The 20,872-nt window shown below is 68.5% G+C and carries 18 protein-coding genes; 7 read left to right on the plus strand and 11 right to left on the minus strand.

All coding sequences use genetic code 11. The annotated features are described in order from the left end of the window. The first annotated feature begins 165 nt into the window (after nucleotides 1–165). Nucleotides 166–1,137 (plus strand): magnesium/cobalt transporter CorA, encoded by a 972-nt coding sequence (gene corA / locus AC30PD_RS06040; protein WP_489534751.1) that lies wholly within the window; start codon nucleotides 166–168, stop codon nucleotides 1,135–1,137. 12 nt (nucleotides 1,138–1,149) lie between these two features. On the opposite strand, the gene AC30PD_RS06045 is transcribed toward corA, so the two are convergent. From AC30PD_RS06045 to AC30PD_RS06075, 7 genes are read right to left on the minus strand one after another with little or no spacing between them, the layout of a single operon-like run. Further along, nucleotides 1,150–1,923 carry an SDR family NAD(P)-dependent oxidoreductase gene (locus AC30PD_RS06045; RefSeq protein WP_489534752.1) on the minus strand — a complete coding sequence of 258 codons (774 nt, stop codon included), beginning with the start codon at nucleotides 1,921–1,923 and terminating at the stop codon, nucleotides 1,150–1,152. Between the two features lie 10 nt (nucleotides 1,924–1,933). Further along, nucleotides 1,934–2,482 (minus strand): DUF3833 domain-containing protein, encoded by a 549-nt coding sequence (locus AC30PD_RS06050; RefSeq protein ID WP_489534753.1) that lies wholly within the window; start codon nucleotides 2,480–2,482, stop codon nucleotides 1,934–1,936. Then, nucleotides 2,482–3,777 carry an MFS transporter gene (locus AC30PD_RS06055; protein ID WP_489534754.1) on the minus strand — a complete coding sequence of 432 codons (1,296 nt, stop codon included), beginning with the start codon at nucleotides 3,775–3,777 and terminating at the stop codon, nucleotides 2,482–2,484. Before AC30PD_RS06055 ends, AC30PD_RS06050 begins: the two co-directional genes overlap by 1 nt. Next, the gene (locus AC30PD_RS06060; RefSeq protein ID WP_489534755.1) at nucleotides 3,774–4,337 is read right to left on the minus strand and encodes a chalcone isomerase family protein; all 564 of its coding nucleotides are present in this window, start codon (nucleotides 4,335–4,337) and stop codon (nucleotides 3,774–3,776) included. The genes AC30PD_RS06055 and AC30PD_RS06060 overlap by 4 nt, the downstream gene beginning before the upstream one ends. A 2-nt stretch (nucleotides 4,338–4,339) precedes the next feature. Further along, complete coding sequence (locus tag AC30PD_RS06065; protein WP_489534756.1) at nucleotides 4,340–5,584, minus strand: class I SAM-dependent methyltransferase; 1,245 nt, start codon at nucleotides 5,582–5,584, stop codon at nucleotides 4,340–4,342. A gap of 41 nt (nucleotides 5,585–5,625) precedes the next feature. Then, nucleotides 5,626–6,429, minus strand: a complete 804-nt coding sequence (locus tag AC30PD_RS06070) for a DUF1365 domain-containing protein (protein WP_489534757.1) — start codon at nucleotides 6,427–6,429, stop codon at nucleotides 5,626–5,628. Further along, entirely contained in the window at nucleotides 6,426–7,748 is a 1,323-nt protein-coding gene (locus AC30PD_RS06075; protein WP_489534758.1) for an NAD(P)/FAD-dependent oxidoreductase, read from the minus strand. The genes AC30PD_RS06070 and AC30PD_RS06075 overlap by 4 nt, the downstream gene beginning before the upstream one ends. A gap of 416 nt (nucleotides 7,749–8,164) precedes the next feature. Between AC30PD_RS06075 and AC30PD_RS06080 the strand changes: the two genes are divergently transcribed. The 3 genes from AC30PD_RS06080 to AC30PD_RS06090 all read left to right on the plus strand — a co-directional run bounded on the left by AC30PD_RS06080 (nucleotide 8,165) and on the right by AC30PD_RS06090 (nucleotide 10,240). Next, a complete protein-coding gene (locus AC30PD_RS06080) occupies nucleotides 8,165–9,037 on the plus strand; it encodes a ferritin family protein (protein WP_489534759.1) in 873 nt (290 codons plus the stop codon). Nucleotides 9,038–9,161: 124 nt separating this feature from the next. Further along, nucleotides 9,162–9,776, plus strand: a complete 615-nt coding sequence (locus AC30PD_RS06085; RefSeq protein WP_489534760.1) for a TetR/AcrR family transcriptional regulator — start codon at nucleotides 9,162–9,164, stop codon at nucleotides 9,774–9,776. After that, nucleotides 9,773–10,240 (plus strand): nuclear transport factor 2 family protein, encoded by a 468-nt coding sequence (locus AC30PD_RS06090; protein ID WP_489534761.1) that lies wholly within the window; start codon nucleotides 9,773–9,775, stop codon nucleotides 10,238–10,240. The genes AC30PD_RS06085 and AC30PD_RS06090 overlap by 4 nt, the downstream gene beginning before the upstream one ends. A gap of 6 nt (nucleotides 10,241–10,246) precedes the next feature. Here AC30PD_RS06090 and AC30PD_RS06095 read toward each other — a convergent pair whose 3' ends face one another. Further along, nucleotides 10,247–10,906, minus strand: coding sequence for a glutathione S-transferase family protein (locus AC30PD_RS06095; RefSeq protein ID WP_489534762.1), 660 nt, complete (start codon nucleotides 10,904–10,906; stop codon nucleotides 10,247–10,249). 79 nt (nucleotides 10,907–10,985) lie between these two features. Here AC30PD_RS06095 and AC30PD_RS06100 point away from each other — a divergent pair, with 79 nt between their 5' ends. Beyond that, a complete protein-coding gene (locus AC30PD_RS06100; protein WP_489534763.1) occupies nucleotides 10,986–11,462 on the plus strand; it encodes an adenylyltransferase/cytidyltransferase family protein in 477 nt (158 codons plus the stop codon). A gap of 3 nt (nucleotides 11,463–11,465) precedes the next feature. Here the strand turns inward: AC30PD_RS06100 and AC30PD_RS06105 are convergent, their stop codons facing one another. Genes AC30PD_RS06105 through glnE form a run of 3 tightly spaced genes read right to left on the minus strand, consistent with a single transcriptional unit; the run spans nucleotide 11,466 to nucleotide 15,759 of the window. Then, nucleotides 11,466–12,362: a DMT family transporter gene (locus AC30PD_RS06105; protein ID WP_489534764.1), complete on the minus strand. Its 897-nt coding sequence runs from the start codon at nucleotides 12,360–12,362 to the stop codon at nucleotides 11,466–11,468. Next, nucleotides 12,359–12,970, minus strand: coding sequence for a rhombosortase (gene rrtA / locus AC30PD_RS06110; RefSeq protein WP_489534765.1), 612 nt, complete (start codon nucleotides 12,968–12,970; stop codon nucleotides 12,359–12,361). Before rrtA ends, AC30PD_RS06105 begins: the two co-directional genes overlap by 4 nt. Then, nucleotides 12,967–15,759 (minus strand): bifunctional [glutamate--ammonia ligase]-adenylyl-L-tyrosine phosphorylase/[glutamate--ammonia-ligase] adenylyltransferase, encoded by a 2,793-nt coding sequence (gene glnE, locus AC30PD_RS06115; protein WP_489534766.1) that lies wholly within the window; start codon nucleotides 15,757–15,759, stop codon nucleotides 12,967–12,969. Before glnE ends, rrtA begins: the two co-directional genes overlap by 4 nt. 165 nt (nucleotides 15,760–15,924) lie before the next feature. Between glnE and AC30PD_RS06120 the strand changes: the two genes are divergently transcribed. Both AC30PD_RS06120 and AC30PD_RS06125 read left to right on the plus strand, forming a co-directional pair. Then, a complete protein-coding gene (locus AC30PD_RS06120) occupies nucleotides 15,925–20,046 on the plus strand; it encodes a YhdP family protein (RefSeq protein WP_489534767.1) in 4,122 nt (1,373 codons plus the stop codon). 7 nt (nucleotides 20,047–20,053) lie between these two features. Beyond that, the gene (locus AC30PD_RS06125) at nucleotides 20,054–20,863 is read left to right on the plus strand and encodes a carbon-nitrogen hydrolase family protein (RefSeq protein ID WP_489534768.1); all 810 of its coding nucleotides are present in this window, start codon (nucleotides 20,054–20,056) and stop codon (nucleotides 20,861–20,863) included. Nucleotides 20,864–20,872 lie beyond the last annotated feature (9 nt).

A 20,872-nucleotide genomic window follows, 5' to 3' on the forward strand; every position in this document is an offset into this window, starting at 1 on the left:
AGTGCAATAATTCGAGGATTGCCTCCCGGAGATTTGCTTGGACAAGCCACCGTCTCGGTGACCGTCCGCTCCAGCGTTCACCTGGGGTGAGGCGGGCCCGCTACCCATCCCCCAGACCCTGACCGTGCCGCCCGATGCGGCGGGCGCGCTCGCGTTGGAGCCCTCATGCTGAATGTCTTCACGCTGGCCAATGGCCGGCTCGCGCAAGAAGAAATCGAAAGCCTCGACGACCTGACGCAGGTGCTCACCCGCGTGCAGCCGGTCTGGGTCGACCTCGAAGCGCCGACCGTCGAAGAAAAAGGCTGGATCGCGCAGCACTTCGGCGTGACGATCCCGCACGACGCCGTCGACGACGACCTCGAAGAATCGGCCCGCTTCTACGAAGAAGACAACGGCGAACTGCACATCCGCTCCGACTTCCTGATCGACGACGACGAAGCCCCGCGCAACGTGCGCGTGGCTTTCATCCTGTTCAGGAACGTGCTGTTCTCGATCCACGCCGAAGACCTGCCGGTGTTCCGGCTGCTGCGGCTGCGGGCGCGGCGCATCCCGGCGCTGATCGAAGACGCGAAAGACGTGCTGCTCAAGCTCTACGACGCCGACGCCGAATACAGCGCCGACGCGCTCGAAGGCATCTACGACAGCCTCGAAGCGGTGAGCGCGCGTGTGCTCAAGCAGCGGCTCGACGACGTGGCCGCCGGCGAAGCGCTGAACGCGATCGCCCGCGAAGAAGACCTGAACGGCCGGATCCGCCGCAACGTGATGGACACGCGCCGCGCGGTCAGCTTCATGATGCGCAGCCGCATGCTCAATGCCGAGCAGTTCGAGGAAGCGCGGCAGATCCTGCGAGACATCGACTCGCTCGACAGCCACAGCACCTTCCTGTTCGACAAGATCAACTTTTTGATGAACGCGACGGTCGGTTTCATCAACATCAACCAGAACAAGATCATCAAGCTGTTCTCGGTGGCCAGCGTGGCACTGCTGCCGCCGACGCTGATCGCCAGCATCTACGGCATGAACTTCAAGGCCATGCCCGAGCTCGACTGGGCGCTCGGCTACCCGTATGCGCTGGGCTTGATGGTCGTGAGCGTGATCGCGCCGTTCTGGTTCTTCCGGCGCAAGGGCTGGCTGTAGGCGGGCGACGGGTCACAGCCCGGTGGTCTTGCGCACGAGCTTGAAATAGAGCCCGTCGCCGAGGTGGCTGAGTGCCTTCATCCAGAGCGTGAAACGCTTCGGAAAGTGGATCTCGAAGCGGCCCGCCTCCCAGCCTTTCACGATCTCGCGCGCCGCTTCGTCGGGCGTGATCAGCGCCGGCATGGTGAACTCGTTCTTCGCCGTCAGCGGCGTTTCCACGAAACCCGGGTTGATCAGCGAAGCCCCGATGCCGAGCGGGTGCAGATCGAGATACAGCGTTTGCGCCAGGTTGATCAGCGCCGCCTTGGTCGGGCCATAGGCGAGCGACGTGGGCAGGCCGCGGTAGCCCGCCACGCTCGAGATCAGGCTCAGGTGGCCGAAGCCCTGTTTCAGCAACACCGGCAGCACCACGTCGAGCAGGTGCAACGCGCCGACGTAGTTGATGCGGTCGTGTTGCAGCGCCACGTCGAGCTTGAAATCGGTGGCACGCATCGGCTGGTGGTAGCCGGCGCAGTAGACCGCCATGTCGAGGCGGCCGAATTTGTCGACGATCTGTTCCGTGGCGCCGGCCAGCGCGGCGCGGTCGGTCACGTCGAGCGTGATGCCCAGGCTGCCCGCGTGCGCCTTCTCGAAGCTGTCGAGCAAGGCCGCATTGCGTGCCGAGACCACGACCTTCGCGCCGCGCCGGTGCAAGAGCTCGGCGGTGGCCCGGCCGATGCCGGTCGAGGCGCCGACGAGCCAGACCACCTGGCCGGCCCAGTCGGTGATGCGCGGATTCAAGGGCATGGTCGTGGTGTCACTTCTTGTAGAACGACAGTGTCACTTCGCCGAGGCGCACGCCGAACTTGCTCATCACCGCCTTGTTGATCATCACGCGTTCGTCCATCAGGTACATCCAGTCGTCGAACTGCACTTCGTAGACCTTGTCGTCGACCGGCAGGCGCAGCGTGTAGGCCCAGCGCAAGGCGTTGCCCGCCGATTCGCCGATGGCGGTGCCGACCACGTCGTCGGCCGTGCCGGTGTAGCGGCCCTGTCCGTTCACATCGGGCAGCTTCTTCAGGCGCCAGACGCGGCGCTCTTTCTTGCCGTCGCTGTAGTCGAAGTTTTCGTCGAGCACGCCGTCGTCGCCGGTCCAGCTGCCTTTCAGCTGCACCGTGAAGCGGCGCGCGACCTTGCCGCTGCGGTCGGTGAAGACACCGTGCGCGACGAGGTCGCCGTTGAAGTAGGTCTTGAGGTCGAGCACGGGCTTTTCGGCCGCGTAGTCGGCCGGTGTCGGTGCCGAAGCGCAGCCACCGAACAACAGGGCCGCAGCGGCGACGGCGACAAGAAGACAGCGTGAGCGCATCAGTGGCTTTCGGAAGGGCGGATCCAGGACGAGTAGAGCAGCGTGCAAGCCGCGAGTTTGAGCACGCAGGGCAACACGCAGTAGGCGAGCGTCAGCGCGCTCAGGGCCTCGACGCTGCGGCTGCCCGGCGCGTAGCCGAGCGCCTGCAGGGCAGGCAGTGACACGCCGGCCGCGAGCGCCAGGTTGAGTTTGGTCGCGAAATTCCACCAGCCGAAGTACGCGCCTTCGGCCCGGCCCGCGTGGCCGGCGCGCTGGATCACGCCGGCAAGCAACGCGCTCGGCAACGTCAGGTCGGCGCCGAGCGCCACACCGCTCAGCACGCACACGGCGGTGAATGCCGCCACGTCGCCGGCGCCGAGCGCCGCGGCCCACACGAAGACGAGGATCGCCAACAGCATGCCGGCGAGCCAGGTGCGTGCCAGGCCGAAGCGTGCGACGCAGCGCACCCAGAGCGGGATCGACAATGCGCCGGCCGCGAAGTAGCTGGCCAGAAAGAGCGGTTCGAACTGCGGCGTTTGCAGCCGGTCGCGGATGAAAAACAGCACCAGCGTCGCCGGCACGGCGCTCGCGATGCCGTTCACGAGATAGATCGCCAGCAGCTTGCGGAAGGCCGCGTTGTCGAAAGGTTTGGCCAGCGTGGACGAGCTTGCTTCCAGCGCGCTGTGCGATGGTTGCGGCGCGCCGCGCAGCAGCAGCAAACCGGCCAGCAGCAAGACCGCGAACACCGACGCCGTCACGCCCAGGCCGGCGAGCGACGGCAACACGCTCGCCACCAGCACGCCGGCCAGCGCCAGGCCTTCGCGCCACGCGACGATGCGGGCGCGCTGCGCTTCGTCACCGCCGAGGCGCGCGCCCCAGGCCTGGTGGATCACCGTCACCACGCTGTATCCGATGTAGGTGAGCGCCAGCAGCGCGGCGCACCACACGAGCAGCGGCGTGCTGCCCTGCACGGGCGGGAAGAACAGCGCCGCGAAGCCGATCGCCAGCACCACCCCGCCCCCGGCCGCGGCCCGCCAAGCCCGGGCGGCCGAGCGCGCGAACAGTCGGTCGGCCCAGCGGCCGATCAGCGGGTCGGCGACCGCGTCGAGCAGCCGCGCCGCCAGCAGCACGATGCCGAGCAGTGCCAGCGGGACGCCGAGCGTGCCGGCGTAATGGTTGGGCAGCACCACGTACAGCGGCAGCGCCACGAACGCGAGCGGCAGGCCAAGTGCGCCGTAGCGGCTGCCGCCGCGCCAGGCACTGGCGAGCGGAGGAACTGGCGCCGGCAGCGAGACCACGTTCGCCGTGCCGGTCATGAGCCCGCCCGGGGCCCGCCGAGCAGGGCCAGGCGAAGTTTCGGCTCCGAGGTCTGCGGCGACAGCCAGATCCCGAAGAAGCGGCGCGCGAAGTCGGTCTCGCGCACTTCGCCGCGCAGCTTGCCGTTGAAGTAGTAGCGTGCCGCTTCGCCGGGGCGGTGCACGCCGGTGATGCGGTCGCCGGCGGCGACGTCGGGGAAGAGTTGCGTCATCGACGCGAGCCAGCGTGCGGCGTCGGCCTCGGTCACCGCACCGAAGCGCTGCATCTCGGCCAGGCTGCGCTCGGCGATCTGCCGGCCTTGCAGCGCGCGGGCGTACTGAACTTCGAGCGCGAGCGGCTCGCGTTCGAACCGTGCCGCGCTGAAACCCTCACCGGCCCACAGTCGCGCGTCGTAGACCGACAGGCCGAACCACGTGAGGCGCCCGGCGCCGTGCAGTTTCGACGCAGCCAGTTCCGCGGCCACTTCGGCCGGCATCGGCGTCGCGCCGGCACGCGGCGCGCAGGCGAGCGCCGCCAGCGCGGCGAGTGCGCTGCGGCGCGAGACACCGGAGTGCAACATGCTCAGTCGCGCTGCAGCGTGAACTGCATGACGCTGGTGTTGCCGGTGGCGAAGGCCGCCTCGCAGTAGCCGAGGTAGAACTCCCAGATGCGCATGAAGCGGGTGTCGAAACCGAGCCGGCGCACCGGCCCTTCCTGCGACAGGAAACGCTCGCGCCAGCGCCGCAGCGTTTCGGCGTAGTCGAGGCCGAAGTCGAGTTCGTTGACGACCTTCAGGCCCGCCGCCCGTGCCGCGGCGCGGAACGCGCTCGGGCTCGGCAGCAAGCCGCCGGGAAAGATGTACTGCTGGATGAAGTCGGTCGACTTCACGTAGCGCTCGAACAGGTCGTCGCGGATCGTGATGCTCTGGATGCAGGCACGGCCGCCGGGCTTGAGTTGCGTCTTGAGCGTGTCGAAGAAACTCGGCCAGTACTCGCGGCCAACGGCTTCGAACATCTCGATCGAGACGACGGCGTCGAACCGGCCGTTGCCGGTTCCGGCGTCCATGCCGTCGTTCAGCGCGCGGTAGTCCTGAAAGCGCAGGTCACCGGGCAGACCGGCGTCCTCGAGCCGCTTCTGCGCCCAGGCGAGTTGTTCGCTCGACAGCGTCACGCCCGTCACGGTGGCGCCGAACTCGCGTGCCGCACACTCGGCCAGCGCGCCCCAGCCGCAGCCGATCTCGAGCACACGGTCGCCTTCTTTCACCCCGGCCTCGTTCAAGGCGCGCCGCACCTTGGCCCACTGCGCGTTCACCAAGTCACCGCTGCGCTCGCCCTCGAACCAGGCGCTGCTGTAGTTCATCGTCGGGTCGAGCCAGAGGCGATAGAACTGGTTGCCCAGGTCGTAGTGGGCGTGGATGTTCTTCTTGCTGCCGCGGCGCGAGTTGCGATTGAACAGGTGTTTCGCGCGGTACAGGAGTGATCCCCACCAGGTGCCGTAGATCACCGACTCGACCTCGTCGCGGTTGGCGATGAAGAGTGTCAGCAGGGCAGTGAGGTCGGGCGTGGTCCAGTCGCCGGCGATGAAACTCTCGGCAAAGCCGATGTCGCCCGACTTGAGCGCTGCGGCGCAGGGGTTCCAGTTGCGCAGGCGGATCGCCGCGCGTGGTTCGCCTTCGGCGGCACTGCCGAAGCGGGCCGAGGAGCCGTCGGGCATGTGCACGTCGAGCGCGCCGTGCTTCAGGCGCTTCATCAGCTGGAACACCGCGCGCGCGGCGGCGGGGGCTGACTCGGACAAGGGTGCCGTGTTCAGGGTGGTGCTGCGGTTCATGGGCGGCGCGGTCGTAGGTTGTTCTGCGTTGGTCGTTCGGTTCAGCGGGTGATGAACGTTTCCGGCGGTTCGGGTTTGCGGAAGAACGGCACGCGCTTCGCCCACAGCCTCACCGCCTGCCAGTGGATGCGTGCGATGACGCCGAGTGTCATCAGCGGCATGCCGAAAAACGCGGCATGCAGGCGCCCGGAAGTCAGCGGAGCCAGCGCCCCCGACACGCTGGTCTGGATCAGCAGGCCCTGCGCGTCGTGGTGGTCGATGCGTGCGACCGTTCTTGCGGTGTGGATACGCGGATCGCCGGCATTCGGATGCAGGTCGTTGCGCATGAAGCGGAAGCGGTAGTCGCCGGCCACCTCGCAGAACGGCGACACGTGGAACACCTTGTCGGCCTGTAGCTCGCGGCCGAAGGCCAGGCCCGGGCGGTTCAGCAGGTAGCAGTGGCGCTCGCCGAACGTGTTGTTCACCTCCACGACCACGGCGGCGAGCGTGCCGTCGGATCGGTGGCAATACCAGAAGCTGACCGGCTTGAAGGTGAAGCCCAGCACGCGCGGGTAACAATGCAGCCAGACTTCGCCGTTCGCATCGGCCACGCCTTCCCGCGCCAGCAGGCGCTCGAGCCAGGCCAGGCTGTCGGGGCCGCCGTCGCCGTGGTCGCGGTCGAAGAAGCTGATCAGGCCGAAGCGGTTGCGCGGCAGCACGGTCGAGGCAGCGGCCCGCAGGCTGCGCATCGGCAGCATCAGGAAGTAGGTGGGGTACACGAAGCGGTTCAGCGCCGGCCGAAAGCGCGTGTGGCGCACTTCGCCCATGCCGATCAGCACTTCGGCCGGCGCGTGGCTGCTGCTCATGCCGGCACCACGAGCGCCGGGGCTGCCGCCGGCGACAGGCGCGTGCTCAGGCCGGCGCAGACCGCCTCGCCAGACATCAGGCCGTCTTCATGGAAGCCGTAGCGTGTCCAGGCGCCGCAGAACCAGGTGTGGCGCTGGCCTTGCAACGAAGGCACACGCTTCTGCGCGGCCATTGCCGCCATGTCGAACACCGGGTGCGCGTAGTCGAACTCGCCATGGACCGCCTCGGCGCGCGGTTCGGTCACCGGGTTCAGCGAGACGACGACCGGGGTCGTGAAGGGCAGCGGTTGCAGCCGATTGAGCAGGTAGTGCAGGCACACGGCCGCCTGCTCGCGCGAATCTTCGGCCGCGCGCTCGTAGTTCCACGCTGCCCAGGCGAGGCGGCGCTGGGGCAGCAGCGCTGTGTCGGTGTGCAGCACGGCGCGGTTGCGGTGGTAGCGGATCGCACCCAGCACCTCGCGCTCGGCAGGCGACGGGTCGGCCAGCAGTGCCAGCGACTGGTCGCTGTGGCAGGCCATCACGACCTCGTCGAACAGTTCGGTGCCGGCATCAGTGCTGACCAGCACGCCGGCCTGGCCCGTGGTCGACGGCAGGCGGCGCACGCTGCGCACCGGTGTGATCAGGCGCGCGTCGGGCACCGAGCGCAGCATCTTCTCAACGTACTGGCGGGCACCACCGCGCACCGTGTACCACTGCGGGCGATTCGTCAGCTGGATCAGGCCGTGGTTGTGGCAGAACCGGATCATCGTGGCGATCGGGAACTGCAGCATCTGGTCGACCGGGCACGACCAGATGCAGCCGATCATCGGCAGGAAGTACCAGTCGCGAAACGCGTCGGAGAAACGATGCTGCGCGAGGAAGTCGGCAATCGGCTGGTCGAGCTCCGCTTCGCGCCCCGCCACCGCGAGCTCGGTCGTGATGCGGTTGAAGCGCTGCACGTCGGCCAGCATCTTCCAGAAGCGCGGCCGCACCAGGTTGCGGCGCTGGGCGAACACGGTGTTCAGGTCGCAGCCGCTCCATTCGAGCGCGCTGCCCGAAGCGCCAGCCGGCACCTGCACCGAGAACGACATGTCCGACTTGGCGATCTCCACACCGAGCTCGGCAAACAGCCGCAGCAGGCGCGGGTAGGTGCGCTCGTTCAGCACCAGAAAGCCGGTGTCGACGCCATGGGTGTGGCCGTCGAGCGTCACGTCCACCGTGTGCGTGTGGCCGCCGAAATAGGCACCGGCTTCGAACAGCGACACCTGCGCGCGGCCCGCCAGGCCATGGGCGACAGAGAGGCCCGAAATCCCCGAGCCGATGACGGCGACGCGGCGCATCGGAGTCATCGCGCGCCGCGAGACAACAGCAGTGGCCGCAGACCGCGGCCACTGCAGGAAGAAAGATCGCTGCGGAGCGCCCCCGGGCGAACGAGGGAGGGAGGAGGGAGGAGGAAACGCGCCCGAAGATTGCAGCCAGTGTGAGTGGAAGGCTCCGCAACGGAAAGAAAACGCCGTGCCGATTCGACGCACCCCTGGCGCACGAGTTCCCCGAATCGTGACGTGCGATCGCAGGAGCGGATGAAGGGCAAATGGACCACGGCACTGTTTTGTGACTGACTGGTCTTAAATATAACCGATCAGTCGCACTTCCGTGCAGGCGCGTTTTCCCGCCCGGCATCGCGCCAGCCGGGGGCAAGGCTCGCGGCATAGAATCGCGCCGTCTACAGGCACCCCGACCGCAGGGCCCCATCGCCATGATCTATCCCGAACTCTTCAAACAACTCGAAGCCGTGCGCTGGAACATGGACAAGGACATTCCTTGGGACCATTTCGACGCCAGCAAGCTCAGCGACGAGCAGGCGCAGACCATCAAGATGAACGCCATCACCGAGTGGGCGGCGCTGCCGGCCACCGAGATGTTCCTGCGCGACAACAAGGACGACGCCGACTTCTGCGGCTTCATGAGCGTGTGGTTCTTCGAAGAGCAGAAGCACTCGTTGGTGTTGATGGAATACCTGCGTCGCTTCCGGCCCGACCTGGTGCCGACCGAAGCCGAACTGCAGGAAGTGCGCTTCGAGTTCGACCCGGCGCCCGCGCTCGAGACATTGATGCTGCATTTCTGCGGCGAGATCCGCCTGAACCACTGGTACCGCCGCGCGGCCGAGTGGCACACCGAGCCGGTGATCCAGGCCATCTACGAAACGCTGGCCCGCGACGAAGCGCGCCACGGCGGCGCTTACCTGCGCTACATGAAGCGTGCAATGCAGAACTTCGGCGACGAAGCGCGCGCTGCGTTCGCCAAGGTCGGCGTGTTGATGGCCAGCGCCCGCCGCACCGCGCAGGCGCTGCACCCGACCAACCTTCACGTCAATGCCAAGCTGTTCCCGCGTGACACCGTGCAAAGCCGCCTGCCCAATCCCGAGTGGCTCGAGAAGTGGCTCGACAAGCAGATCCAGTTCGACGCCGTCTGGGAAACCAAGGTCGTCGAGCGCATCCTGCACAACATGAGCCTGCTGATGGAGCGCAGCTTCGCCAGCGTGCAGGAGCTGAACCGCTACCGCAAGGAAGTGACCGCAGCCGTAGCGGCCGCCGCCAAAGGCCAGCCGGCCGCGCTGCCAGCCACCTGAGTTTGCGAACGCACCACGGCCCGCAACACGCGGGCCGTTTTTGTTTGGGCTTGCCAGTATCGACGGCGTGCACTACGATAAAAGAGACCGATCGGTATCTTTTGAGGATTCACAAACTCGCCCCATGACCAGCAAAGGCCAACGTACCCGCGCCGAGATCGTCCAGCGCAGCGCCAGGCTGATGAACCAGCAGGGTTTTCTCGCCGCGTCGATGGCTGCGGTGGTCGAAGCCACCGGCATTCAGAAGGGCGGGCTGTACCGCCACTTCCAGAGCCGCGAAGCACTGGCTTATGAAGCGCTGGACTTCGCCGTGGCCCAGGTGCGCGCGCGCTTCATGCAGGCACTGCAAGGGCGCAGTGGCGCGTGCGAACAACTGCATGCGCTGCTCGACGCCTATGCCGGCGCGACCGGCGATGTGCCTTTCGAAGGCGGTTGCCCGATCATGAATACGGCGATCGAGGCCGACCACGCACACCCGGGCCTGCGCATGCGTGCGCAGCAGGCCATGAGTGCCTGGCACGGTCTGATTCAGCGCATCGCCGAGGCGGGCGTTGCGGCGCGCGAGATGCGCCCTGGCACCGACCCGAAGCACGTCGCCACCGTCTTCATCGCGGCCATCGAAGGCGCGGTGATGCTGACGCATCTGTACGGCAATGCGTCGCACCTCAACGCCGCGCGCAGCCACCTGGCGCGCTGGATCGAGTCTGAACTGCGCCAACCCGAAGGAGAGACCGCATGATTTACCGCAGCATCGTCGAGCGCCAACTGCGACACGCCTTCAAGGCACTCAACCAGGGCGATCACGCACCCGTGCTCGCCGCATTCGGTGCACCGGTCGAACACGTGTTTTTCGGCGACCACGCGCTCGGCGGCGTGCGCCATGCCATGAGCAGCATCGTGCCCTGGTACGCGCGGCTGAAAACGGTATTCCCCGACCTGCACTTCGACATCGAATCGCTGGCGGTCAAGGGCATGCCTTGGAACACGGTGGCGATGGTGGAGTGGCGCGACCGCCTCACGCTGCGCGATGGCACATCGCGCAGCAACCAAGGCGTGCATGTGCTGCGCCTCAGGTGGGGCAAGGTCGTATCGTTGCGTGTCTATTGCGACACCCAGGTTCTGGCCTCGGTGCTCGGCGAGCTTGAATTGCAGGGCATTGCCGATGCGGGCCTGCCCCCGATCGAAGACCTCGCAAGAGCTTGATCCGCCTCAGCCGGCTTTCGCCGCGGCGGCCCGCTCCTGGTCGGCCTTGCGGTCGGCCACCACCTTCTGCGCGCTGGCGCGTTCGTTGATCAGCTTGCTGTAGGGCTTCCAGTCGATGCCCGCGGCGGCGAGCAGGTCTTCGCCGTAGACGGCGCGCGTGGCCATCGACACCAGCGGCAGGCTCGCCCAGGCCGCGCAGTCGGCCTGCGTGAAGCTGGCGCCCGCCACGTAAGGCGAGAACTTGGCCAGCCGCATGAATCCGGCGATGTTCTTCTTCAGCAGCTTCTGGATGCGCGCCGCGTTGGCTTCGCTGATCTCGCCGCCGAAGAAGGCCTTCGGGTACAGCTCGCGCGCCACCAGTTCCAGGTGCAGGTCGATGAAGGTGACGAGTTCGCGCACCTTCGCGGCCTGCCACGGGTCGGCCGGCACGAGCGGCGGGTTCGGGTACCGGGCTTCGATGTAGTCGAGGATCGCCTGGCTCTCGCACATCACACCGTGCTCGGTGCGAATGAACGGGATCTTACCGAGGGGCGTGGCCGAAAGCACCGCCTCGTCCTTGCTGCCGGTGTTGACCTTTTCTTCGGTGAACGGCACGCCCTTTTCGAGCAGCGCGATCTTGACCTTGTTGTAGTAGTTCGAGATGGTGGAGCCGCAAAGCACGAGCATGGAAGTCTCCTTCTTGGTGTGAAGCGCCAGTCTATGGGCCACCGCGGGCGCGGCCTGCCGCGCAGGTGACAATCTGCGCATGGCTCCGACCTTCCTCGACAAGCTCTGCCCGCGCAGCGAACTGCCCGCGCGGGTCGCGGCGCTGCCCCGGCCGGTGGTCTTCACCAACGGCGTGTTCGACATCCTGCACCGCGGCCATGTGAGCTACCTCGCGCAGGCACGTGCACTCGGCGCGAGCCTGGTGATCGGGCTCAACAGCGACGCTTCGGCGCGCCTGCTCGGCAAGGGCCCCGACCGCCCGCTGAATGCCGAACTCGACCGCGCCTGCGTGCTCGCTGCGCTCGAAAGCGTGAGCCTCGTGACGCTGTTCGACGAGCCCACGCCGGTCGAACTTCTCAGACAAGTGCGGGCCGACCTCTACGTGAAGGGCGGCGACTACGACATCGAAGCGCTCGAAGAGACGAAGTGGGTGCGCAGCTGGGGTGGCCAGGCGCAGGCGCTGTCGTTCGTCGAGGGTTATTCGACGACGGCGCTGGTCGGCCGCATTCGCGCCTGAACTTCAGGCCTGGCGGTTCACCAACACGATGCCGGCCGCCACGGCTGCGAGCGCGACCACCAGCCGCAGCGTGATCGGCTCGTTCAGCAGCAGCGCCCCCAGCACCAGCCCGAACACCGGCGTGAGCAGCGTGAACGAAGCGAGCCGCGTGGCCGGGTAGTGGCGGATCAGCCAGAACCACACCAGGTAGCTGGCAAAGGTGACGATCAGCACCTGGAACAGCATCGAACCCCAGGCCAGCGCCGACACGCGCGCCGGCATCGGTGAGCCAGCGAACAGCGCCGCCGCGGCCAGCAGCACGCCCGAGATCGCGAGCTGGTACCAAAGTGTCTTCTCGGCCGAGGCGCTCGACAGCGCGCTGCCGCGGATCGCCAGCGTGGTCGCCCCCCACAACACCCCGGCGACCACGCCGAGCGCGTCACCCAGCAACTGGTGCGGCCCGGCGGCCGGGGCCGTGAAACCTTCGGCGAAAGCCCAGGCGACCCCGCCGAACGCGAGCAGCAAGCCCGCCATCTGCGGCTTCGACAAGCGCTCGGCGCGCGCTATGAAAGGCATGCCCAGCGCCACCACGAAAGGCGAGATGTAGATGAACACGACCATGCGCGACGCGGTCGTGAACTGCAGCCCGACGAAGATGCACAGGAACTCGACGCCGAACAATGCGCCGGCGAGCAGCCCGCCGAAGCCGGTGCCGTCACGCGCGAAGATCGCGATGCCGCGGTAGCTCGCCCAGCCCCAGACGAGCAAGGCGCCGACGACCGAACGAACGGCGGCCTGCCACAGCGCCGGCACTTCCGGCATCGCCGCCTTGACGGCGACCTGGTTCAGCCCCCACAGAAAGCAGCAGGCCACGAGCAGCGTGATGGCCAGGGCGTCGAGGTGCGTCTTGCGTTGGGTCATGAAAGGTCCGATGGGTCGGTTCTGAACAGCAGCAGCGCCACGAGCGCACACACGGCGCCGGCCACCGCGCCGGTCGCGTGGGCGATCGGCGCGACGGCGATCCCCCAGCCTTCGGGGTGGCGCAGCGCCGGGCCCCAGGGCGTTTCGCCGAGCACCTTGATCAGGATGCCGACCAGCATCGCGGCGCCGATCAGGCGCTGCGGCCGCTTCTTCTGCACCAGCAGGAAGACGATCACCGCCGCGACCCCGGCGTGCACCACGCCCGAGACGCCGCCGTAGTGGACCAGCTCTGGTTTGACGAGCAGGCCGAACTGCGTGAGCGGCCAGGCCACGAGCCAGGCCGCCACCAGGCGCGCCGGCACGTTGGCGGCGAAACCGAGCGCGCCGGTCAGCACCGTGCCGGCCAGCGCGCCGGCGAGGTGGATGCCGTTGTAGTGCACCGCCACGGCGGTGAGGGCGCGCCAGGGCTGCGTGAAAGCCAGGCCAGGTTGCCAGTCGAGCGCCTCGCGCTCAATGGGCCAGCCGACCAGTGCCGCCACGCACAACAGCACCGCGACACCGGCCCACGCGTGCGCGCCACGCAGCCCGCCCCGCGCGACGAGGGTCAAACCTGCACCGGCTCGAACACGGCGCGCCACAGCGCCAGCACGGCGTCGCGCTGCGCGGCCATCGTGGCCGGCTCGACCTGCGTCGGCTTTTCGTCGAGGCGCGCGCGGTGCTGTGCACGGCGCAGGTCACGGTAGGCATCGGCCGCGCCGGTGCCGACGCCGGCGGGCAACAGGCCCGCCGCCTCGGCGCGTTGCAGCAGCGCGATGTTGCCCACGTCGTCGAGCAGGCCACGCTGGGTGGCGCCGAAAGTGAGCACCAGGTACTGCACCGCGAATTCCACGTCCATCATGCCGCCGGCACTGTGTTTCACGTCGAATCGATCGGCTTTCACCGGGTGGGCTTCACGCACCTTGTCGCGCATGGCCGTGACCTCGACGCGCAGAGCCGCGGCGTCGCGCGGTGCACACAGCACCTCGCAGCGCACGTGGTCGAAACCGGCTTCGAGCGGCGCGTAGCCGGCGCACCAGCGCGCGCGTGTCAGCGCCTGGTGTTCCCAGGTCCACGCGGTGTTGCTGCCGCGGCCGGTCTGGTACTTCGCGAAGCTCGCGACCGAGGTCACGAGCATCCCCGAGTTGCCATTCGGGCGCAGTGCGGTGTCGATGTCGAACAGCTCGCCGGCGGCGGTGCGCAGCGTGAGCCATCCGATCAGCTTGCGCACGAAAGCGCCGTAGACCTCGGCGGCCTTGTCGGGGTCGGGTTCGTCGGTGTCGTCGAACAGGAAGACCACGTCGAGGTCGCTGCCGTAACCGAGCTCCTTGCCACCGAGCTTGCCGTAGGCGATGACGGCCAGGTGCGGCTCGGCACGGTGGGCCTGCCTGAAGTGCTTCCAGGCCCAGCGGATCACCATCGCGAGCGTGGCGTCGGCCAGCGCCGACAGGTCGTCGGCCACCTGCTCGACCGTGATGTGGCCTTCCACGTCGCGCACCAGCGTCCGAAACACTTCGGCGTGGTGGGCGCGGCGCAAGGTGTCGAGCAGCGACTCTTCGTCGGCCTGGCCGGAGCGCGCCCACGCGTCGTGACGTTCTTCGAGTTCGCGGGTGAATTCGGCGGCATCGAAGCGGTCGTGCAGCAGGCGCTCGTCGGCCAGCTCGTCGATCACGCCCGGGTGCAGCATCAGGTAGCGCATTGGCCAGCGCGCCAGGCCCAGCAGGCGCAACAGGCGGTTTTGCACTTCGGGCCGCTCGACCAGCATCGCGAGGTAACTCTCGCGCCGCAGCAGCGGCTCGAGCCAGTCGACGAAACGGGTCGCCGATTCCATGGTGCAGCGCCCGTCGCGTGCGGCCTGCGCGGCGCGGTTGATCAGCCGTGCCAGGCGCAGCTTGCTTTCATCGCGCAGCAGCTGGATCTTCGGCTGGTCGACGAGCGGCTTGATGCGCTGCGCCAGTTCTGCTGGCAACTGCTCGATGAAAGCATCGCTGTCGACGGGTTGAGGCGCGGTGCCACAGCCTTTGCAGCTGCCGGGCGCGGCGCCGGCCGAACCGGGCGCGCGGCCGTCGTGCAGCAGCGCGTCGAACTCCATCGCGACGAACTCGCGCGTTTCGCCCAACTGGTGGAGCAACTCGCAGGCGTCGGCGTTGCACGTGAGGCCGAGGCTGCGCGAGATCCAGTCGAGGTCGGCGTCGCTCGTGGGCAGCAAGTGCGTCTGCTGGTCGTCGAGGTACTGGATGCGGTGCTCGACACGACGCAGGAATTCATAGGCCTCGGCCAGGCGCGCCGCGCTCGCCGGCTTCATCAGGCCGCCCGCGGCCAGGCGCGTCAGGGCTTTCAGCGTCGAGCGGGTGCGGATCTCGGGGAACTGGCCGCCACGCGCCACCAGCAACAGTTGCACGATGAACTCGATCTCGCGGATGCCACCGCGCGAGAGCTTCACATCGTTGGCGCGTTCGGGCCGGCCGGCGGCGCGGCGTTGCGCGTCTTCGCGCACCTTGGCGTGCAGCTGGCGCAGGCCTTCGAAGACACCGTAGTCGAGGTAGCGGCGGTAGACAAAATGCGTGACGAGGCTGCGCAAAGCCAGTGCGCGACCGTTCTTCACGCTCTCGGTCGGCGCGACCACGCGGCTCTTCAGCCACGCGAAGCGTTCCCATTCGCGGCCCTGCACCTGCAAATACTCTTCGAGCATGGCCATGCTCACGGCGGCCGGCCCTGAATTGCCGTTCGGCCGCAAGGCCAGGTCGACGCGGAACACGAAGCCGTCTTCGGTGGTGTCGCCGATCAGCGTGTACAGGCTCTTCGCCACCTTCGAGAAGTACTCGTGCGCGCTCAACGGCACGGCGCCGTTGGTTTGGCCGTCTTCTTCGTAGACGTAGATCAGGTCGATGTCGGACGAGACGTTGAGCTCGCGCGCGCCGAGCTTGCCCATGCCGATGACCCAGAAGTCGATCACTTCGCCAGCGGCGTTCAGCGGCGCGCCGTGGCGCGCGTCGTGGTCGGCCCGCGCTTGTGCCAGCGCCAGGTTGAGCGTCACTTCGGCGAGCTCGGTCATGCACAGCGTGATGTCGGGCATCGGCGCGGCCTGCTCCACGTCGAGCACCGCGAGCCGCTCCAGCACGAGCTGGCGCGCCACGCGCATCGCGCTGGCGAGGTTGCGGCCTTGTGCCTGCAGCAGCTCGATCAGCTCGGTGATGCGCTGGCGATCGGGCCGGCCCGGGGGCAGCAAGGCGAGTTCGTTTTCATAACGGCGCCGAATGCGCTGCACGAACCGGCTGTGCTCGGCAGCCGCCGGCACGGCTTGCGCGGCCGGGGCTGCCGCAGGCCTTGCGACGCTCAAAACGGGGGGCGTGGAACCCATGGTGCAGCGCGGGGTCTGTGCTAGATTGACCTGTGAGGGACGGCTCGGTGCAGACCGGGCAAAACGCCAGTTCCGCTGACCCCGATGTGCGCCCCGGAACGCCCCGCGGCGAGACGTTTGCTCTGACCCATTTGCCGACCCTCAGGCTGGCGCACCGATATTTTCATGTCTTCATTTCCGCCCGCGTTGCCCGAGCCGGCCGCTGATCCAGCGAACACCGGCGCGCCCCTGTTGCGTCGGGCGCCCCTGCGATGGGCGGCGCGCCTCTTTGTGGTGGTGCTGGCTGCGGTGGCGAGTGTGCTTCTCGTCGCCTGGCTGGCCTTGCACTGGGCGATTCTGCCCCACATCCAGCAATGGCGTGAGCCGATCGAAATGCGGGCCAGCCGGGCGTTGGGGGTACCCGTTCGCATTGGCCAGATCGAGGTGCGCTCCAGTGGCTGGGTGCCTTCGCTGGAACTGCGCGACGTGACCGTGCTCGATGCCGAAATGCGCCCCGCGCTCAGCTTGCCGCGGGTCTTCGCCGCGATCTCGCCACGCTCGCTGCTGTCGCTCGAACTGCGCTTCGAGCAGTTGTTGATCGACGGCGCGCAACTCGAGCTGCGGCGCGACCCGCAGGGGCGCTTCTTCGTGGCCGGCCTCGATGTCAGCGGCGACTACAGCGGCGACGGCAATGCCATCGCCGACTGGTTCTTCAAGCAGCACGAGTTCGTGATCCGCGGCGGCTCATTGCGCTGGACCGACGAACAGCGCGAGGCCGAGCCGCTGGTGCTCGGCGACGTGCAACTGGTGATCCGCAACGGCCTGCTGCAGCACAACCTGCACTTCGACGCCACGCCGCCGCCGGAATGGGGCGACCGCTTCACGGTCAACGCCCGATTCACGCAGCCGCTGCTGGCGCGCCGCGGCGACTGGCGGCGCTGGAGCGGCAGTGCCTACGCCAGCCTGCCGCGCGCCGACGTGCACGCGTTGCGCCAGCACGTGACGCTGCCTTTCGAGCTGAGCGAAGGCGTGGGTGCGCTGCGGGGCTGGTTCGAGCTGAAAGACGGCCAGCCCCAGGCCGCAACCGTCGACGTGGCATTGCGCTCGGTGGTGTTGCGGCTCGCGCAAACGGTCGACGAGCTGGCCTTCGAGCAGGTCGAAGGCCGGCTCGTGGCGCAGCGCAACGCCGAGGGGGCTGTGCTCGACGTTCAGCGGCTGAGCTTTCTCACCGGCGACGGCGTGCGCTGGCCGCAGGGCGACATGAAACTCGCCTGGCGCCAGCGTGAGGGCGAGCCCGCCAGCGGCGGCGAGTTCAGTGCGCAGCGGCTCGACGTCGGCCAGATGGCGCAGGTGGCGTCACGCATCCCGCTCGGCGAAGCCTTGCGGCGCCTGTTGGCCGAGTTGCAGCCGCAGGGTGTGATCACCGACCTGGCCGCGAAGTGGGACGGCCCGCTCGACGCGCCCGAGCACTACCGCGTCAAGGGCCTGCTGAGCGGCCTGTCGCTCGCGTCCAAGGCCTCGGCCGAGCCGAAAGGCGTGGGCCGGCCGGGCTTGCGCAACGCCACGTTGCAGCTCAGCGCGACCGAGCTCGGCGGTGAAGCACGCATCGGCATGAAGGACGGCGTGCTCGAATTACCGGGTGTGTTCGACGATCCGATGTTGCCGCTCGACCAGCTCGGTGCCACGCTGGCGTGGAAGATCGAGCCTGCAAAACCAGGCGCGGCCAACCCGGCGCGGCAGGTCAGCGTGACGGCCAGGGACGTGCGCTTCTCCAACGCCGACGCGCAAGGCGAACTGAGCGGCACTTGGCGCACCGGCCCCGGCACCGGCCTCGCACGGGGTGGGCGCTACCCGGGCAAGCTTGAACTCGACGGGCGGCTGATGAACGGCGTGGTCACACGCGCCTGGCGTTACCTGCCGCTCGACATCTCGAAGGCCACACGCAGCTACATCGAACACGCGATCCAGGGCGGCAGGCTCGCCAGCGCGAGTTTCCGCGTCAAGGGCGACCTGGCCGACTTTCCGTTCTACAACGCCCGGTCCAACCAAGACGGCGAGTTCCGTATCGCCGCCAAGGTCGAAGACGCGAGCTTCGCCTATGTGCCGAACGAACCGGCCTCGGGCAGCACGCCGGCCTGGGTCTCGCCCTGGCCGATGTTGACGCGCGCCAATGCCGAGCTCACGGTCGACCGCGGAACGCTCTCGATCCGCAATGGCCGCGCGCAGCTCGGCAAGGTCGAGTGGAGCGGCGTGCAGGGGGCCATTCGCCACCTCGAAGGCGACGGCGTGCTCGGGCTCGAAGCCAGCGCCCACGGGCCGCTGGCCGAGATGCTGCAGTTCGTGAACCGCACGCCCGTGGGCGGCTGGATCGGCAACGCGCTCGACACCGGCAGCGCGGCCGGCGTGGCCGACCTGAAGCTCGACCTCTCGATCCCGCTCGTCGACACGCCCGCGGCGCACGTGAAGGGCAGCCTCGTGCTGCCTGGCAACGACGTGCGCATCACGCCCGACAGCCCCTTGCTCGCCGGCGCGAAAGGCCGCGTCGACTTCACGCACAAGACCTTCAACGTGGCCGGCGCCAGCGCGCGCCTGTTCGGTGGTGAGCTCGCCTTCGAAGGCGGGCTGCAGCCCGACGGGGCCATCCGCTTCAGCGGCCAGGGCAACGCCAGCGCCGAAGGCTTGCGCCGTGCCACCGACCTTGGCCAGGCCGCGCGGCTGGCCGGCGCCCTGAGCGGCCAGGCGGCCTACCGCATGAACCTGGGCTTCACGCAAGGCCGGCCCGAGCTGCTGGTGACGAGCAACCTGGTCGGCCTGGGCATCAACCTGCCCGCGCCGCTCAACAAGAGCGCCGAGGCGCCGCTCTTCCTGCGTTACCAGACCGCGCTCGAAGCAGGCAGCGTGGCCCCGGCGCTGCGCGACAGCCTGCACGTCGAACTCGGCAACCTGCTGCAGGCCCACTACGTGCGCGATGTGTCGGGCGACGTGCCACGTGTGCTGCGCGGCGGTGTGGGCGTGATGGAGCCGGCGCCCCAACCGCCGGCCGGCGTGGCGGCCAACGTCAACCTCAGGAGCCTGAACACCGACGAATGGGACGCGGCTGCCGAGCGTCTGTTCGGCAACACCGAGGCGCGCGAGGCCGCCGGTGCCGGCGGCTACCGGCCCGACAGGCTGGCGCTGCGCGTGCAGGAGCTCAACGTCGGCACGCGCCACCTGACCAGGCTGGTGGCCGGCGTGTCGCTCGACGCAGGCCTGTGGCGGGCGAACGTGGATGCCGATCAACTCAACGGTTATGTCGAATACCGCCCGCCGGCGCGCACCGGCACGGCGTCGGCCGGCCGGGTGTTCGCGCGGCTGTCGCGCCTGTCGCTGCCACGCGGCGAGGTCGACCAGGTCGAGAGCCTGCTCGACCAGCAGCCGGCCACGCTGCCGGCGCTCGACATCCTGGTTGACGACTTCGAGCTGCGCGGCAAGCGCCTCGGCCGGCTCGAGATCGAGGCCGTGAACCGCTCCAGCGGCCAGGGCCGCGACGTGCTGCGCGACTGGCAGCTTTCCAAGTTCAACATCACGACACCCGAGGCGCAGCTCGTCGCCACCGGCCACTGGGTTGCATTGGCCGCGGCGCCGTCACGCGGCACACCGCCGCCGCGCCGTGCGGTGATGGACTTCACGCTCGACCTGGCCGACAGCGGCGCTTTTCTCGACAGGCTCGGCACGGCCAAGGCGATCCGTGGCGGCAAGGGCCAGCTGAGCGGGCAGGTCTCGTGGCTCGGCTCGCCGTTCGCGCTCGACTACCCGAGCCTGGCGGGGCAGGTCAGCGTGGCGATCGACGCCGGGCAATTCCTCAAGGTCGACCCCGGCGCCACACGCCTGCTCAGCGTGCTGAGCCTGCAGTCGCTGCCTCGCCGGCTGCTGCTCGACTTCCGCGACGTGTTCCAGGAAGGCTTTGCGTTCGACAACATCGCCGGCGACGTGACCATTGCCCAAGGCGTGGCGCAGACGAACAACCTGCGCATGCGCGGCGTGCAGGCCGCGGTGCTGATGGAAGGCCGCGCCGACATCGCCCGCGAAACGCAAGATCTGCGCGTGGTCGTGGTGCCCGAGATCAACGCCGGCACCGCCGCGCTCGCGTATGCCGTGATCAACCCCGCCATCGGCCTGGGTGCCTTCCTGGCGCAGGTGCTGCTGCGCAAGCCGCTCAGCGAAGCCGGCACGCGCGAGTTCCACGTGAGCGGCCCGTGGGCCGACCCGAAGGTCGAGCCGGTGGCACGTGCCGCGTCGGCGGCTGCATCTTCCCCGAAACCCCAGTGAGGCCAGCATGAAAGTCGCCGCGGTGCAGATGGTCTCGACGAGCAGCGTCGAGCGCAACCTCGAAGCCGCGCGCCGACTCTTGGCGCAGGCGGCCGGGGCTGGCGCAGAACTCGTCGTGCTGCCGGAGTACTTCTGCCTGATGGGCCACCACGACCACGACAAGCTCGCGGTGGCCGAAGAGCCCGGCACCGGCCCGATCCAGCAGATGCTGGCTGGCGCAGCGCGCGAGCACAGCGTGTGGCTGATCGGCGGCACCCTGCCGATCCGCAGCGGCGACCCCGACCGCGTGTTCAACAGCAACTGCGTCTACGCGCCCGACGGCACGCTGGCCGCGCGCTACGACAAGATCCACCTGTTTCGCTACGACAACGGCCGCGAGCGCTACGACGAAGGCCACGCGATCTGTGCCGGCGGCCAGCTGATGGCCGTGCAGGCGGGCACGCTGCGCGTCGGCCTGAGCGTGTGTTACGACCTGCGCTTCCCCGAGCTGTACCGCGAACTGATGCACCCGCCTTGCGACCTGCTGTCGGTGCCCGCGGCGTTCACGCACACCACAGGACTCGCGCACTGGGAACTGCTGCTGCGCGCGCGGGCGGTCGAGAACCAAAGTTACGTGATCGCGGCCGCGCAAGGCGGCACCCACGACAACGGCCGGCGCACCTTCGGCCACAGCATGGTGGTCGATCCGTGGGGCAAGGTCGTCTCGGTGTTGCCCGAAGGCGAAGGCGTGGTGCTGGCCGACATCGACGGCACGCGGACCGCTTCGGTGCGCACGCAGTTGCCGGCGCTGGAGCACCGGCGCGGTCTGGTGCGCTGAAGGGCCGCG

This window comes from Rhizobacter sp., assembly GCF_032229685.1.
Lineage (GTDB): Bacteria > Pseudomonadota > Gammaproteobacteria > Burkholderiales > Burkholderiaceae_C > LMDS01.

Bases quoted from the DNA above. Each gene is read 5' to 3' on its own strand.
- corA (WP_489534751.1), top strand. From the start codon at position 166: ATGCTGAATGTCTTCACGCTGGCCAATGGCCGGCTCGCGCAAGAAGAA.
- AC30PD_RS06045 (WP_489534752.1), bottom strand. From the start codon at position 1,923: ATGCCCTTGAATCCGCGCATCACCGACTGGGCCGGCCAGGTGGTCTGG.
- AC30PD_RS06050 (WP_489534753.1), bottom strand. From the start codon at position 2,482: ATGCGCTCACGCTGTCTTCTTGTCGCCGTCGCCGCTGCGGCCCTGTTG.
- AC30PD_RS06055 (WP_489534754.1), bottom strand. From the start codon at position 3,777: ATGACCGGCACGGCGAACGTGGTCTCGCTGCCGGCGCCAGTTCCTCCG.
- AC30PD_RS06060 (WP_489534755.1), bottom strand. From the start codon at position 4,337: ATGTTGCACTCCGGTGTCTCGCGCCGCAGCGCACTCGCCGCGCTGGCG.
- AC30PD_RS06065 (WP_489534756.1), bottom strand. From the start codon at position 5,584: ATGAACCGCAGCACCACCCTGAACACGGCACCCTTGTCCGAGTCAGCC.
- AC30PD_RS06070 (WP_489534757.1), bottom strand. From the start codon at position 6,429: ATGAGCAGCAGCCACGCGCCGGCCGAAGTGCTGATCGGCATGGGCGAA.
- AC30PD_RS06075 (WP_489534758.1), bottom strand. From the start codon at position 7,748: ATGCGCCGCGTCGCCGTCATCGGCTCGGGGATTTCGGGCCTCTCTGTC.
- AC30PD_RS06080 (WP_489534759.1), top strand. From the start codon at position 8,165: ATGATCTATCCCGAACTCTTCAAACAACTCGAAGCCGTGCGCTGGAAC.
- AC30PD_RS06085 (WP_489534760.1), top strand. From the start codon at position 9,162: ATGACCAGCAAAGGCCAACGTACCCGCGCCGAGATCGTCCAGCGCAGC.
- AC30PD_RS06090 (WP_489534761.1), top strand. From the start codon at position 9,773: ATGATTTACCGCAGCATCGTCGAGCGCCAACTGCGACACGCCTTCAAG.
- AC30PD_RS06095 (WP_489534762.1), bottom strand. From the start codon at position 10,906: ATGCTCGTGCTTTGCGGCTCCACCATCTCGAACTACTACAACAAGGTC.
- AC30PD_RS06100 (WP_489534763.1), top strand. From the start codon at position 10,986: ATGGCTCCGACCTTCCTCGACAAGCTCTGCCCGCGCAGCGAACTGCCC.
- AC30PD_RS06105 (WP_489534764.1), bottom strand. From the start codon at position 12,362: ATGACCCAACGCAAGACGCACCTCGACGCCCTGGCCATCACGCTGCTC.
- glnE (WP_489534766.1), bottom strand. From the start codon at position 15,759: ATGGGTTCCACGCCCCCCGTTTTGAGCGTCGCAAGGCCTGCGGCAGCC.
- AC30PD_RS06120 (WP_489534767.1), top strand. From the start codon at position 15,925: ATGTCTTCATTTCCGCCCGCGTTGCCCGAGCCGGCCGCTGATCCAGCG.
- AC30PD_RS06125 (WP_489534768.1), top strand. From the start codon at position 20,054: ATGAAAGTCGCCGCGGTGCAGATGGTCTCGACGAGCAGCGTCGAGCGC.